This is a genomic window from Planococcus antarcticus DSM 14505 (assembly GCF_001687565.2).
GTDB lineage: Bacteria > Bacillota > Bacilli > Bacillales_A > Planococcaceae > Planococcus > Planococcus antarcticus.
On record NZ_CP016534.2, the window covers coordinates 199,032 to 211,640 of the forward strand.

16 protein-coding genes are annotated in these 12,609 nt (G+C 43.8%); all 16 read left to right on the plus strand.

The window, feature by feature from the left end; translation table 11 throughout:
- Positions 1 to 164 precede the first annotated feature (164 nt).
- Positions 165 to 1,211 carry a flagellin N-terminal helical domain-containing protein gene (locus BBH88_RS01055; protein WP_065536295.1) on the plus strand — a complete coding sequence of 349 codons (1,047 nt, stop codon included), beginning with the start codon at positions 165 to 167 and terminating at the stop codon, positions 1,209 to 1,211.
- A gap of 342 nt (positions 1,212 to 1,553) precedes the next feature.
- Positions 1,554 to 1,667, plus strand: coding sequence for a flagellin (locus tag BBH88_RS01060; RefSeq protein ID WP_269147292.1), 114 nt, complete (start codon positions 1,554 to 1,556; stop codon positions 1,665 to 1,667).
- A 429-nt stretch (positions 1,668 to 2,096) separates the two neighbouring features.
- On the plus strand, positions 2,097 to 2,273 hold the full coding sequence (locus BBH88_RS01065; RefSeq protein ID WP_065536294.1) for a YjfB family protein: 177 nt from the start codon (positions 2,097 to 2,099) through the stop codon (positions 2,271 to 2,273).
- A 154-nt stretch (positions 2,274 to 2,427) separates the two neighbouring features.
- Complete coding sequence (locus BBH88_RS01070) at positions 2,428 to 3,168, plus strand: glucosaminidase domain-containing protein (protein ID WP_065536293.1); 741 nt, start codon at positions 2,428 to 2,430, stop codon at positions 3,166 to 3,168.
- A gap of 486 nt (positions 3,169 to 3,654) precedes the next feature.
- The gene (flaG, locus tag BBH88_RS01075; protein ID WP_065536292.1) at positions 3,655 to 3,999 is read left to right on the plus strand and encodes a flagellar protein FlaG; all 345 of its coding nucleotides are present in this window, start codon (positions 3,655 to 3,657) and stop codon (positions 3,997 to 3,999) included.
- 18 nt (positions 4,000 to 4,017) lie between these two features.
- Positions 4,018 to 5,550 carry a flagellar filament capping protein FliD gene (fliD, locus tag BBH88_RS01080; RefSeq protein WP_065536291.1) on the plus strand — a complete coding sequence of 511 codons (1,533 nt, stop codon included), beginning with the start codon at positions 4,018 to 4,020 and terminating at the stop codon, positions 5,548 to 5,550.
- Complete coding sequence (locus tag BBH88_RS01085; protein WP_006828065.1) at positions 5,550 to 5,939, plus strand: flagellar protein FliT; 390 nt, start codon at positions 5,550 to 5,552, stop codon at positions 5,937 to 5,939. Before fliD ends, BBH88_RS01085 begins: the two co-directional genes overlap by 1 nt.
- Before the next feature lie 16 nt (positions 5,940 to 5,955).
- The gene (gene fliS, locus BBH88_RS01090; protein ID WP_006828066.1) at positions 5,956 to 6,333 is read left to right on the plus strand and encodes a flagellar export chaperone FliS; all 378 of its coding nucleotides are present in this window, start codon (positions 5,956 to 5,958) and stop codon (positions 6,331 to 6,333) included.
- 476 nt (positions 6,334 to 6,809) lie between these two features.
- Entirely contained in the window at positions 6,810 to 7,607 is a 798-nt protein-coding gene (gene motA / locus BBH88_RS01095) for a flagellar motor stator protein MotA (RefSeq protein ID WP_040851614.1), read from the plus strand.
- Positions 7,597 to 8,361 (plus strand): flagellar motor protein MotB, encoded by a 765-nt coding sequence (motB, locus tag BBH88_RS01100; RefSeq protein ID WP_083387816.1) that lies wholly within the window; start codon positions 7,597 to 7,599, stop codon positions 8,359 to 8,361. Before motA ends, motB begins: the two co-directional genes overlap by 11 nt.
- Before the next feature lie 10 nt (positions 8,362 to 8,371).
- Entirely contained in the window at positions 8,372 to 8,797 is a 426-nt protein-coding gene (locus BBH88_RS01105; RefSeq protein WP_006828069.1) for a flagellar basal body-associated FliL family protein, read from the plus strand.
- 111 nt (positions 8,798 to 8,908) lie between these two features.
- Entirely contained in the window at positions 8,909 to 9,334 is a 426-nt protein-coding gene (locus tag BBH88_RS01110; protein ID WP_065537331.1) for a flagellar protein, read from the plus strand.
- Between the two features lie 33 nt (positions 9,335 to 9,367).
- On the plus strand, positions 9,368 to 9,637 hold the full coding sequence (flgM, locus tag BBH88_RS01115; RefSeq protein WP_065536289.1) for a flagellar biosynthesis anti-sigma factor FlgM: 270 nt from the start codon (positions 9,368 to 9,370) through the stop codon (positions 9,635 to 9,637).
- A 30-nt stretch (positions 9,638 to 9,667) separates the two neighbouring features.
- Positions 9,668 to 10,153 carry a flagellar protein FlgN gene (locus BBH88_RS01120; protein ID WP_006828072.1) on the plus strand — a complete coding sequence of 162 codons (486 nt, stop codon included), beginning with the start codon at positions 9,668 to 9,670 and terminating at the stop codon, positions 10,151 to 10,153.
- Between the two features lie 25 nt (positions 10,154 to 10,178).
- On the plus strand, positions 10,179 to 11,447 hold the full coding sequence (gene flgK / locus BBH88_RS01125) for a flagellar hook-associated protein FlgK (protein WP_065536288.1): 1,269 nt from the start codon (positions 10,179 to 10,181) through the stop codon (positions 11,445 to 11,447).
- A 27-nt stretch (positions 11,448 to 11,474) separates the two neighbouring features.
- Positions 11,475 to 12,356 (plus strand): flagellar hook-associated protein FlgL, encoded by an 882-nt coding sequence (gene flgL / locus BBH88_RS01130; protein WP_065536287.1) that lies wholly within the window; start codon positions 11,475 to 11,477, stop codon positions 12,354 to 12,356.
- Positions 12,357 to 12,609: the final 253 nt, after the last annotated feature.

Here is a 12,609-nt window from a genome sequence, read left to right on the forward strand (position 1 = left end):
CTTCGAATTGTGGCTGCCACGGGGGCGAAAAAAATATTCTAAATCTTTTTTCAAAAAACGCTAAACATTTGGTAAAGCCCTCCGATAATAACTACTGTAAGGCAGTGCAAAAGGATTTGGACGCTTACAAAAAACAAAAAAACATTACACGGAGGTAATACACAATGATTATCAATCACAATATCGCAGCACTAAACACACACAGACAAATGGGTTCAGCTCAAAGCGCACAAATGGACAGCATGGAGAAATTGTCTTCTGGACTTCGCATTAACAGTGCGAAAGATGATGCAGCAGGTCTTACAATTTCTGAAAAAATGCGCGGTCAGATTCGCGGGTTGGAGCAAGCTTCGACGAACGCTCAAGATGGCATTTCTTTGATACAAACCGCTGAAGGTACTCTGAGTGTGACTCAGGATATTCTTCAACGTATGCGTGAATTATCTGTACAGTCTGCAAATGATACAAACACGGATACTGATCGTGGTGAGATTCAAAAAGAAATGGATCAATTAATCGAAGAAATCGATCGCATCGGTAACACAACTGAATTTAATGCAAAAAAACTCCTTGATGGAGGATTAAGTGGTACAAGTTCAACGACAGAAGGAGTTAAAGTTAACAGTACAGATGCTTCATTTGCTTCTGCAGTTTTAACTGCGGCTGGAACTAGCGAAGACAATACTTATAACGTAAAAGTTACTGGTGTCACTAGAGATGCCACTGGTGCTGTTACTGGGTATAATTTAAGTTGGGAAGATAAAGCTGGGGTGACTGGAGCTGCAACTGATATTGCAGCAGGAGATGTACAGGTTATCGGAAGTTTTGATGTGACTCTTGGAGCCGCTGATTCGATGAAAGTTGGTGACGAGTTAACATTTACTAGCTCAACAGCATCTTTTGATGATGTGGACACTTCTTTATCTCTACAGATTGGTGCAAATTCTTCCCAAACTATTAATATAGGTATTGGAGATATGAGAGCAGGAGCTTTAAAAGTAGCTGGTTTAGATGTAACTAGTTCTCAAAGTGCGCAGGCTTCTATTACAGTAATAAATAATGCCATTGAAAGTGTTTCGTCTGAACGTTCTAAACTAGGAGCTACACAAAATCGTCTAGACCACACAATCAATAACTTAGACACGTCAGCCGAAAACCTAACTTCTGCGGAATCAAGAATCCGTGACGTCGATTATGCCGAAGCCGCGTAAGCGAGTGGAGGTACAGTCGTCCTGGCCGGTAACAGCCAGAGATTACGACCGGGTGAATTGCTGGAAACCCCTAATAGCTTTTATTGCCACAACGTAGTTGGAAACGACAAGCGTGACGGCCCGAAAAAATAAAGGATTGGGCAATCAGCAGCCAAGCTCCTGTCTCGAAAGAGTGGAGAAGGTTCAACGACTAGGATAGACCATCTAAGGCGCAAGCTATGGTGATGAAATCCGTAGGTGAGGCAGTATACATCAGTACTGTGGATCCGAAGTGCCCGGCCCCTACTAACACTAGAGGGTGAAGATATAGTCTAGTCATCTATGAAAGTAGATGTTCGCACGATGGCGAAAGAAATGATGGAACAAACAAAGAACTCGATTCTTGCACAAGCGTCACAAGCAATGCTGGCTCAAGCAAATCAAATGAATCAATCAGTTTTACAACTGTTGAGATAATTGATTTTAGGGCGTCTAACCGGGTAACGGGTTAGAGTATAACTGGGTGAATTGCTGGAACTTCCTAAAGCCCCATCAACCACAACGTAACTGGAAACGGTCAGCGTGACGGTTTGAAAATGATGAGGATGGACCAATGGATAATCAGCAGCCAAGCTCCTGTGAGGAAACTCTGGGGAAGGTTCAACGACTAGGATAAACCGTCTAAGGCACAAGCTATGGCGATGAAATCCGTAGGGTGGCAAGCGCCATTCGAAGCGCCCAGCCCCTCTAAGTAGAGGGTGAAGATATAGTCTATTCTATGATCGAAAGACATAGCGGCAAAGCAAGCCAACCAAGCACCACAGCAAGTACTACAATTGCTACGTTAATCTAAAAGATTTAAAGGAGCCTGATTTTAGGCTCTTTTTTTTATAAGGAGGTAATCTAGTGGATATCGCTGCATTATCAATGGCAATGAGCCAAATGAATGTTCGAACTGAAGCGAATGTTTCGGTGATGAAAAAGACAATCGACCAGGCAGAAACAAATGGTCAAGAGGTTGTGAAGATGCTCGAGCAATCTGTACAGCCTCATATTGGGAGCCGTATAGATATTAGAGGATAAACAAACAAGAAAGCCTGTGACTATCAAAGGTCATAGGCTTTCTTGTTTTTAATTGTAAAAATATTTCGTTCTCTACCACAATTATCCTATTCTTTTTTCACCTGTAATCTTGTACACTAAACAAGATTACTCAAGCAAAGGGTGTGAGAACCGATTGACCAGTCCAATTTCTTCTAATTTCCTTTTATATAACACAATCGCTACGATGGCGAAGTCGATGCCTGCTTTAGGTCAAAGTGGTAGTGACAGTAATTCTGTCGGTAGTTCAACAAGTCCCAGCACGTTTTTCGCGATGCTGATGAATGCCATGATGGAAAGTATAGAACAAACCAATACCGGAACAGCTCCGCAAACCGGCGTTCAGGCTGCATTGCCGTCTTTGACTACGCCTTTAACGGCGCCGCTAGCCAATTCCTATAATCCAGCCATCACTATCCCGCCGATCAATACGAAAGAAGTTCCAACTGCAGCAACAGATACAAGTGATCTGAAGTTCAGACCGACGCAATTTATTAAACTGGATAGTACGCTGGAAGGCAAGCTGGAAGGAACGGCCGCCCACTTTATCAATGCTGGGAAAAAATACGACCTGGATCCGAAATTATTGTCAGCAATTGCCATGCACGAAACGGGCAATGGCTCGTCACGCGCGGTCAATGATAAAAACAATGTTGCGGGCATGATGGGGAAGAATGGTTTACGGAGCTATGCTTCTGTAGAAGACAGCATTTTTGATATGGCGCGCAATTTGCGTCAAAATTATTTAAATGAAGGAAAAGACACCATTGCGAAAATCGGAGCGAAATATGCGCCAGTTGGAGCAGCGAACGATCCAACAGGATTAAACAACCACTGGACGCAAGGCGTCAGCAATACTTACGCCAAACTTACATGAAGTAAGGGGTGTTCCATACCTCCCTAAAATAAACCAGACGGAGAAAAAGGATTTCTTTTTCTCCGTCTGGTTTTTTAGAGCTGGCGGAATGGACAGGAGCCACTACTTATGAAAAGGAAAAAGGGGTGTTCTTAAAAAGTCAATTTTCATGACCTTTTGGGATAGGTCCTTATTTTTTTTTTGCTTTTCGACTTAAACAAACTGTTTTTCTGCCGATAACTACTATATAGGATCAAAATATGTTGAACTACTGATTTTTATCTGTTGATCTATCCTAAGACAGCATCGAGATTTTGAGTTACTTATTTTCAATGGACTAAATTAGCGCTGGCGTGTCTAGGGGCTAGGCGAAGCAAGAAGGCAGGCGTCCTTTGCTGAGCTACTTGCGGGAGCCATGCCCAAAGCGGCCGAAGCGATGGGTGAAAGCTAGTTTCTTTAGTTCAACTTATCTATTTGTCAGTCAAGAAGACGAGGAGTGGTTTTACTATGGAAGTAACAAAATCAGCTATTCTGCAATTTCCGAAAATTAACGAATCCAATCCGGTAGTTCCCAAGGAGACAATCGCTCCTGAAGAAAACAACAACGAACATGCCGAGAAACCCGTCACGAAAAAAGCAATCGTAGATAAAGTGGATAGCATGAACGAATTTCTAGAGGCAACATCAACAAATGTGAAATTTCAGCTGCATGAAGAGCTGGAAGTTTATTATGTACAAGTAATTGATTCCAAAACCGATGAAGTTCTGCGAGAGATTCCCAATAAGAAATTTTTGGATATGTACGCCTCGATGGCCGGTTTAGCGGGCTTAATCGTGGATGAGAAATTATAAGATTGGAGTGAAAAACCTATGCGCGTTGGCGGAATAGCATCAGGCATGGATACCGAATCAATCGTCAAAGACATGATGAAGATCCAAAAAATGCCTTTAGATAAATTAATGCAGCAAAAAACATTTACAGGATGGCAACAAGAAGCAGTACGCGAAACCAACCTGACCATGTCGAATCTTCGTACGAGTGCCAGTAGTCTGCGTCTGCAATCGTCGTTCAACTCATACAGTGCGACGTCACCAAACCCGACAAGCTTCAGTGTTGCCACAACACCTACCGCGATGAGCGGTTCGTATAGAGTGGAAGTAGTGAGTGTGGCGAGTGCGGGGAAATTAAATTCATCAGCAACCATTATGAAACCGGCTGTAACTGACCCGGACGGAACCGTTACAACAGTTGCAAGGGCGGCGAAGTCTACCGATCAAATTGGTATTGCTGGGAAGGTAATCATCAATGGCACTGGAGATGCAACTAAAGATGCTACGGTCGAAATTACGGCAGGTATGACCTATACAGAAGTAGCTAAGAAACTACAGGATTCAACTATCGGTAAAGTACCTGAGTTACGAGTTAGTTTTGACGATACAACATCTCGCTTTTTTATCGCCACAAAAGGAATGGGCAGCGAACAAGCTTTTACAATGGACTTTACAGCAGAAGATGGAACTACTGCCAACGCAGACCTTGCTAACAAAATCATTAATAACGGAACGGCTACAGCAACAGCGGATGGAGCTACGGACGGTGCCATTAAATTTGATGGTATTGAAGTAACTGGACTAAAAACCAACCAAACTACGGTCAATGGATTAACGGTAAACCTCTTACAAACAGGTGCAGAAACAATCGTTAACGTCCAGTCTAACCCTGAAAAACCATTAGCCATGATCAAAGACTTTGTCGATAAGTACAACGAAACAATCGAGAACCTGCAAAAGCAGATCATCGAAAAACGCTATCCTGATTTCCAACCTTTATCTGATGAACAGAAAAAGGATTTGACGGAAAAAGAAATCGAATTATGGGAAGAAAAAGCACGTAGTGGCTTGTTGCGCAACGATCCGGTGTTGAAAAGCGCGATGCAAGATCTGCGCAGAGCTTTCATGGACAATGTGTCCGGCATTGCAGACGGCAACATCAGTCATTTATCGCAGATCGGCATTAACACCGGCTCTTATACAGAAGGCGGTAAGTTATTCATTGATGACAAGAAACTGAGCGAAGCGTTAGCGAACAAACCCGATGAAGTGATGGCGTTATTCACTACGCGAGATGCTGCTGGCAACGGAGTAGGCGTACGCGTCTACGATACCTTGAACGCAGTCGTTAAAAACCTCAGCGCAAAAGCGGGAAGCTCTTCAAGTTCTATTGACAACAGTACATTGTCTAAAAAAATCAAACAAATGGACGAAGAAATCAGCCGCTGGCAAGATCGTCTGGCGCGTGTTGAGGACCGTTACTGGAAGCAATTCACGGCAATGGAGAAAGCGTTAAGCCAAATGAACTCGCAAAGTACTTGGATGCAGCAAAGTCTATTCGGTGGCTCATAATGATGAGTTCAAAACAGATTATGTATGCTTTTCTGAAACAAACATACGATATATATGAAAAAGCGCAGCATATCAATTCCCGAATGGAAGACAACGAAGAAGGAATCGTAGAATCGCTCGAAACCTTATTTGCTAGCCGGCAAGAATCGATTCGGCATTTGGAGATATTTATGAAGCAGCGGAATTTTCAATGGACGACAGAAGAACTTTCGATTATTGAACAACTGCAAGAAATCGATCAGCAGCTCCAACCGCTAATTAATAACTTGCACCAATCCTTTTTCGCACAAATCAAACGTATTACACAAACAAAAGAAATATCTAAAAAATACAGCGGAGCCTATCAGGGGATGGCCGCCGCAGGTTCATTTATCGACAAGCGCAACTAAGCAAGGGGGAAACCAAATGGCAATCATCAATCCGTACCAAACCTACCAACAAAACTCAGTCATGACAGCATCACCTCAGGAACTAACGTTAATGCTCTACAGCGGCTCTGTAAAATTCATAAAAATAGCAAAACGAGCAATGAACGATAAGAACTTCCAAGAAAAAAACACCAACATTATCAAAGCTCAAAATATTATCCTAGAACTTCGCAGCACATTAAACTCAGACATCGATATGTCGACAGGTCTTGAGCAAATGTACGAATACATGTATAGCCGTCTACTAGAAGCCAACATGAAAAACGATTTAGAAGCACTAGAAGAAGTAGAAACACTCATGACAGACATGCGCAACACCTGGAAACAAGCCATGGCATTAGCGAGAAAGAATTAATCTAATATAACGGATTTTTATGTATTTAATTTACAAGATAACTAGAAGAAATCACTTCAGGCGGACGCTTTCCGGGGGGCCCGGCTTCAGCCGCTTCCCTCGCTCCGCTCAGTCCAGGGTCTTCAGCTCGTGCTGATCCCCCAGGAGTCGCCGCCTTCCGCTCTTTCTCTAAGAATTATGTGAAAATATAAAAGAAAACTCTACTTAATTCTTTAACTTATCTCTGTTAATTTCCACTACTAGGATATGGAGCAAAGCAACGGAGACTCCCGCGGGATAGCGAAGTGCCGAAATCCACTCGGGCGTTGAGCCCGAGTTAGTTCGGCGCAAGCCCTTGGCAGCTGGTACCGCGACGTCCTGTCGCACCGGCTGCATGACCCACATCCTGTGGGCCTGAAAGCGGAGTTGTTTTGCGGAATATCCCCAACCAAGTAAAAAGTATAAAACGACACCTGTAAACGAAATGAGGTATAAACGTGGATAAGACGTCATGGATAGGAGTCATAATGGGATTTGCCGTGTTGATTGGCGGGATGATCTTGAAAGGATCAAACCCGATCGCTTTGTACAATCCAGCGGCGCTGGTAATCATCTTTGCCGGCACCGTCGCCTGTCTGCTCGTTGCCTTTCCGATGGACGAAATCAAAAAAATTCCGAGCTTGTTCAAAGTGATTTTCAGCGAAAAGAAATCGGTCTCGATCAAAGAAATGATTCCGATGTTCACAGGCTGGGCCATGCTCGCACGAAAAGAAGGTTTGCTGGCACTCGAAGAAAAGGCGGAAGAAGTAGAAGATCCATTTTTACAACGAGGTTTGAAAATGGTCGTTGATGGCCAGTCACAAGAACACATTCGCGATTTAATGGAAGAAGAAATTGTTGCGATGGAAGAACGCCATGAACTGGGTGCAAAGATTTTTGCGCAAGCCGGTACGTACGCACCGACGCTCGGTGTACTGGGTGCCGTTATCGGTTTGGTTGCCGCCCTCGGTCACTTGGACGATGTAGCACTTCTTGGTAAGTCAATCTCCGCCGCGTTTATCGCGACCCTGTTTGGGATTTTCTCAGGTTATGTACTATGGCATCCATTTGCCAATAAACTCAAGCGAAAATCAGAAGCAGAAGTTAAAATGAAAATGATTATGCTAGAAGGCTTGTTAGCTGTTCAGGAAGGGCTGCCAGTCCGGACTGTAGAAGAAAAGCTGTTGACTTACTTGCCAGCGAAAGACCGTGTGCTTGAATCTCAAGAAGAAAGCGGTGTTCAAGTTGAAGCGTAAAAAAAAGCATGAAGAACATGTCGATGAAGCCTGGCTCTTACCTTATGCCGATATTTTGACGCTGCTTTTGGCGCTGTTCATCGTACTGTTTGCTTCTAGCCAAGTAGATGCCCAAAAATTCAATGCCATTGCAGAGTCATTCAATAGCGAGCTGCAAGGCGGCACTGGTGTACTGGATGAGCAGGCGCCGGTTGAAAGCTTCGACACGTCACCGACCGCTGAATTGAGCGAAGATCCGCCATCTGGTGAAAGTTCGGAAGAAATTCTGGCTGCCAAAGATCAGCGGGAATTGCAGGATTTCCAGACGAAGATTGAAGCGTACATTGACGAAAAAGGATTATCGCCTCGTCTCCAGACGGAGATGACCACAAAAGGCCTGATGATTACCATCAAAGAAGGTGTTTTATTCGAGTCCGGAAGTGCGGATATGCGAGACGGATCCGAGACAATTGCGAGCGAGATTTCGAATTTGCTGATTTCCGATCCACCACGGATGATTTTCATCGAAGGGCATACAGATAATATTCCGACAGGCACATTGGAATTTCCAACGAATTGGGAATTGAGTTCTGCCCGCGCTATTAATTTCATGAGAATTCTGCTCGAAAATGATGATCTCGACCCGCAGAAATTTAGTGCATCCGGCTATAGCGAATACCATCCGATTGCCTCAAATGACACACCTGAAGGACGGGCGGAAAACCGCCGTGTCGAAGTGCTGATTTCACCTTATGAAAAAGAAACTGACGATTAAGAGGTGTACCATGGGAAAACTAAAGAAAATCATCGGCGTTGTCATTGTTGCAGCAGTTATTGGTGGAGGAGCCGCATTTTACTTCATGCAAAAAGATGTCGAAGCTAAAGAGGACAAATCGCTCAGCGCCGAAGAAGTAGCTGAGTTGAGCGTCGATACCGATATTATTACGACGAATTTAGCGTCTCCCGGGAACTTTGGGATTGTCCAGTTCAATATCTTGCTGAGCGACAAGGATACGAAAGAAGAAGCCGAAAAACGTACTGCTGAAGTGCGTGCAGCAGTGATTGCGACCGTTGCGAGCTTTACAAAAGACGAACTGGTCGGAGAAAGCGGAATTACACTAATTGAAGAAGAACTTGCTGCTCGATTATCCGAAGTTTTTGAAAAAGGAAAAGTGAATCGTGTGCTGGTGACAGAATTTAAAATGCAGTAAAAAAAGCGTTGGCAGAGCCATTAGCTATTAAAGTAGAAAGAATTGAAATTCCGCTAAACATTTTGGTAGAACTGCCGATATAAATCTATAGAGAAGGTCAGGTGAGTGGATATGAAAGCAAATCAGCTAGATAATTGCCGAATTTGCGGTACATTATTCCTTAAGGACTACACTGACTATTGCCTGGACTGCTACAAGGAAATCGAAGAGGAATTCAAGTTGGTGAACAATTTTCTGAAAATCGAATGCAATCGCTTTGCGGATATTCAAGAGGTTAGCGAGTCCACAACTGTCTCTGTCAAACAAATTGCCGATTTTATTCGTGACGGGCGTATTTACGCGGAGGACTTCCCAAATTTGGGTTACCCGTGCAAGCATTGTGGTAAAGTAATCAAAAGGCAGATCCTGTGCGATGACTGTTTCGAGGATTTTTCATTGGAAATCGATGCGACAATGAAAAACGATAAGTTTTTAGAGGAAACCGGAAGAAAACGAGTCAGGCCAAAAGTGAACGCACAATATTGGAAAATACGATAATAGAACAAAACTAAACTAGAGGGTGGTGAAGGAATGAATATCGACAAGACCAATAGTTCTTCCTTTATTCAATCTTATCAAAAAATGCAAGTGGCTCCTGTGTCGAAAACTAAGCCGTTACAAAAAGAAGACGAGTTGCAGATTTCAAATGAAGCGAAGGCGATGTTTGAAAAAAATGCCAGTGTGGATGTTGAAAGACAAGAAAAGATCCAGCTCTTAAAAGCTCAGGTGTCATCAGGTGAATACCAGGTTGACGTTAGCAAGGTAGCGGATAAAGTTCATCAATTCTGGTTCGATAAATAAAGTGGAGCTCTTAAAAGAGGAGGGTATCGGATGCTGAACTTAGTAGTAAATACGCTGGACGAATTGATCAGCATACAAAAACAGCTTATCCGTTACGCCGAACGCAAGCAGACGGTGTTGATCGAACGAAAAGTCGATGAACTGACAGAGCTTGTGAAAGAAGAAACGAAACTAGTCAAACAGCTTAGCCAATTGGAAGACGAACGGCAGCAACTTGTAGCCGACGTATTGGAAGAACATCCTGGTTTGACATTCAGCCAGTTTGCAGAACAAATTCCAGATGAACACGTAAAACAAGAGCTCCACTCACAATTGAAAACGTTACAAATGCTTTTAACGGAGCTGCAGGCAAAAAATAAAGTCAACGAAAAAATCCTGGAAGACTCGATGAGCTTTGTTCAACATATGATTACTCAGGTTACAAAATCAAAGCAACAGCATTTCAATTATCCATCACCGGCAGGTCAACAAAAACCACAAACAAACAATCAAGGCTTTTTTGATACAAGAGCCTAGCAATTGGTAGAGAGCGAGGGAAATTATGGTTTCATCATTTCACGGATTAGAATTAGGAAAACGCGGCTTATCCGTTGGTCAGGCAAGCATAGCGACGACTGGACAGAATATCGCCAACGTCAACACAAAAGGCTATTCACGCCAACAAGTAAACTCAAGTGCTTCTCCGTCTTTGGACGTTTGGACAGGCCAAGGGGCGAATACAGGACAGCTTGGAACCGGCGTTAATCTCGATTCGATCACCCGTGTAAGAGACCGCTTCCTCGATCAGCAATTTCGTGATCATTCCGAAACACTCGGACAATGGCAGGCAAAACAAACAACATTGGACCGCTTGGAAACGATTGTCAATGAACCGAGCGACAGCGGCTTGAATAGCGCAATGGACTTGCTGAATAGCGCTTGGCAGGATTTAGCCAATGAACCGGATAGCTTGTCCGCACAGGCTGTGGTCAAAGAACGCGCACAAAGCTTTATCGAAGTAGCGCAATCGATGAATAAATCGCTGGACAGTTTGAAAAGTGAACTGACGCAGGAGTCACAAGCGACAGCTGAAGAAGCAAACGGTTATTTAAAGCAAATCGCAGAATTAAATAAAAGCATTGTCCGCGATGGCAGCCAGTCAAATGATTTGAAAGACAAACGGGATGTGCTGGTGGAAGAGCTATCAACGCTCATGTCGATCAAAGTAGATGAGAAATCGAACGGCAGCTACTCGATCAGCCTCTCTTCAAACAACCAGCAACTGGTAAGCGGTGAAGAAGTTTTTGAAGTCGATCACAAAACCGGCACTGGTGAAAATAAAGTTTACGGCGGCAAGTTGGCTGGATTGAGCGAGTCGATCGATATTGCGAAAAGCTATCAGGATAACTTGGAAAATGTAGTTGGTGATTTTGCAGCGGCCAACAGCATGTCAGCGACAGGCGGCAAGGATCAGGCTTTATTCATTGGCAATGCCGCAGACTTTAACCTGTACGAGGTGAAAGTCAATTATGAAGCGAGCCTTTTGAAGCAGCCAGCTGCGACGGAAAAAACGTCCGAAGCAGCGCAAAGTGATTTCCGAAAACTGGTTAGCCAGCTTGGTGCACAAAGCCAGGCAGCCATCCATTCTGTTACGAACCACGGAGCAACGCTACAAGCGACAGAAAATCGCAGACAGTCAGTGACCGGCGTTTCGCTGGATGAAGAAATGGCTAATTTGATCAAATACCAGCATTCATATAATGCAGCAGCACGTTTAGTATCGATGACGGATCAAATGTTGGATACCATCATTAACCGAATGGGCAACTGATAGCAGAAGGAACGTGGGGGGAAAAACATGAGAGTCACGCAACAGATGCTGAACCAGAATGCCATACGCAATATGAGCCAAAACTTGAGCCGCTTCGAAAAAATCAACAACCAAGTATCAAGTGGTAAATTGCTTCACCGCCCATCGGATGACCCGAACGGCGTCAGCAAAGCGATGAACTTAAAAAGTACGCTTTCGGCCAACACGCAATTCGAACGAAATACGAATGAAGCCAAGTTGTGGATGAACGAAACCGGTCAAAACATCGATTCAATGGTGAACGCGATGCAGCGGGTGCGTGAATTAGCGGTTCAAGGCAATAACGGTACTTATTCGGAGCTGGATCAGACAGCAATGGCCGCTGAAATAGAAGAATTGACAGAGCAAATGCGCCAATTGGCAAATGCTAAAGTTAATGGCAAGTCATTGTTCAACGGCCAAAAAACGGGCGAACAACCTTTTCCTGAAAAAGGAAGCATTGCAGTTGATCCTACAGACCTAATCGCTAAAACGTTTACGATTGGAGAGGGCATCAAGATTCAATCAAGTGTTCTGCCTGATGAGTTGTTCGGAACTGCGGCAGACGCTAATAATCTCTTTCAAACACTGCAAAGCATATCCACTAATTTAAAGGCTGGATCTTCCATTGACTTGGATAAAATCGATGCAGGAATCGACCGGTTATTGACAGTGGGTGCTGAAAACGGCGTGCGGCAAAATCGCGTAGAAGCTGTTGAAAACCGTTTGCTGGATAGTAATTTAGAACTTAAATCGATGTTATCAAGAGTCGAAGATATCGATTATGCAGAAGCGGTCATCAAGCTAAAGAGCGAAGAAAGTGTTTACCAAGCCAGCCTCGCTGCAACATCAAAAATCATCCAACCAAGTTTGATGGACTTTTTGAGATAATGAATTTTGGATAAGTGATGGGTAGTTAGTTGTGCTGATATTCCACAAACCAGCTCCGCTTTCCTGCGGGCGAGCGCCAAGCCGCTTCGTCGCTACGCTCCTGCAGGGTCTCGGCTGTCTCGCTTTCCCGCGGGAGTCTCCACTGGTTTGCTCCATATCTTAAATAAGTTAAATCAATAGTGAAATAGTTTATTGAGTAATTCTCCAACAAGTCGAGTTGAGTACTAATGATAAAGACTGCTACTAATGATTT

Bases quoted from the DNA above. Each gene is read 5' to 3' on its own strand.
- BBH88_RS01055 (WP_065536295.1), top strand. From the start codon at position 165: ATGATTATCAATCACAATATCGCAGCACTAAACACACACAGACAAATG.
- BBH88_RS01060 (WP_269147292.1), top strand. From the start codon at position 1,554: ATGGCGAAAGAAATGATGGAACAAACAAAGAACTCGATTCTTGCACAA.
- flaG (WP_065536292.1), top strand. From the start codon at position 3,655: ATGGAAGTAACAAAATCAGCTATTCTGCAATTTCCGAAAATTAACGAA.
- fliD (WP_065536291.1), top strand. From the start codon at position 4,018: ATGCGCGTTGGCGGAATAGCATCAGGCATGGATACCGAATCAATCGTC.
- BBH88_RS01085 (WP_006828065.1), top strand. From the start codon at position 5,550: ATGATGAGTTCAAAACAGATTATGTATGCTTTTCTGAAACAAACATAC.
- fliS (WP_006828066.1), top strand. From the start codon at position 5,956: ATGGCAATCATCAATCCGTACCAAACCTACCAACAAAACTCAGTCATG.
- BBH88_RS01105 (WP_006828069.1), top strand. From the start codon at position 8,372: ATGGGAAAACTAAAGAAAATCATCGGCGTTGTCATTGTTGCAGCAGTT.
- BBH88_RS01110 (WP_065537331.1), top strand. From the start codon at position 8,909: ATGAAAGCAAATCAGCTAGATAATTGCCGAATTTGCGGTACATTATTC.
- flgM (WP_065536289.1), top strand. From the start codon at position 9,368: ATGAATATCGACAAGACCAATAGTTCTTCCTTTATTCAATCTTATCAA.
- BBH88_RS01120 (WP_006828072.1), top strand. From the start codon at position 9,668: ATGCTGAACTTAGTAGTAAATACGCTGGACGAATTGATCAGCATACAA.
- flgK (WP_065536288.1), top strand. From the start codon at position 10,179: ATGGTTTCATCATTTCACGGATTAGAATTAGGAAAACGCGGCTTATCC.
- flgL (WP_065536287.1), top strand. From the start codon at position 11,475: ATGAGAGTCACGCAACAGATGCTGAACCAGAATGCCATACGCAATATG.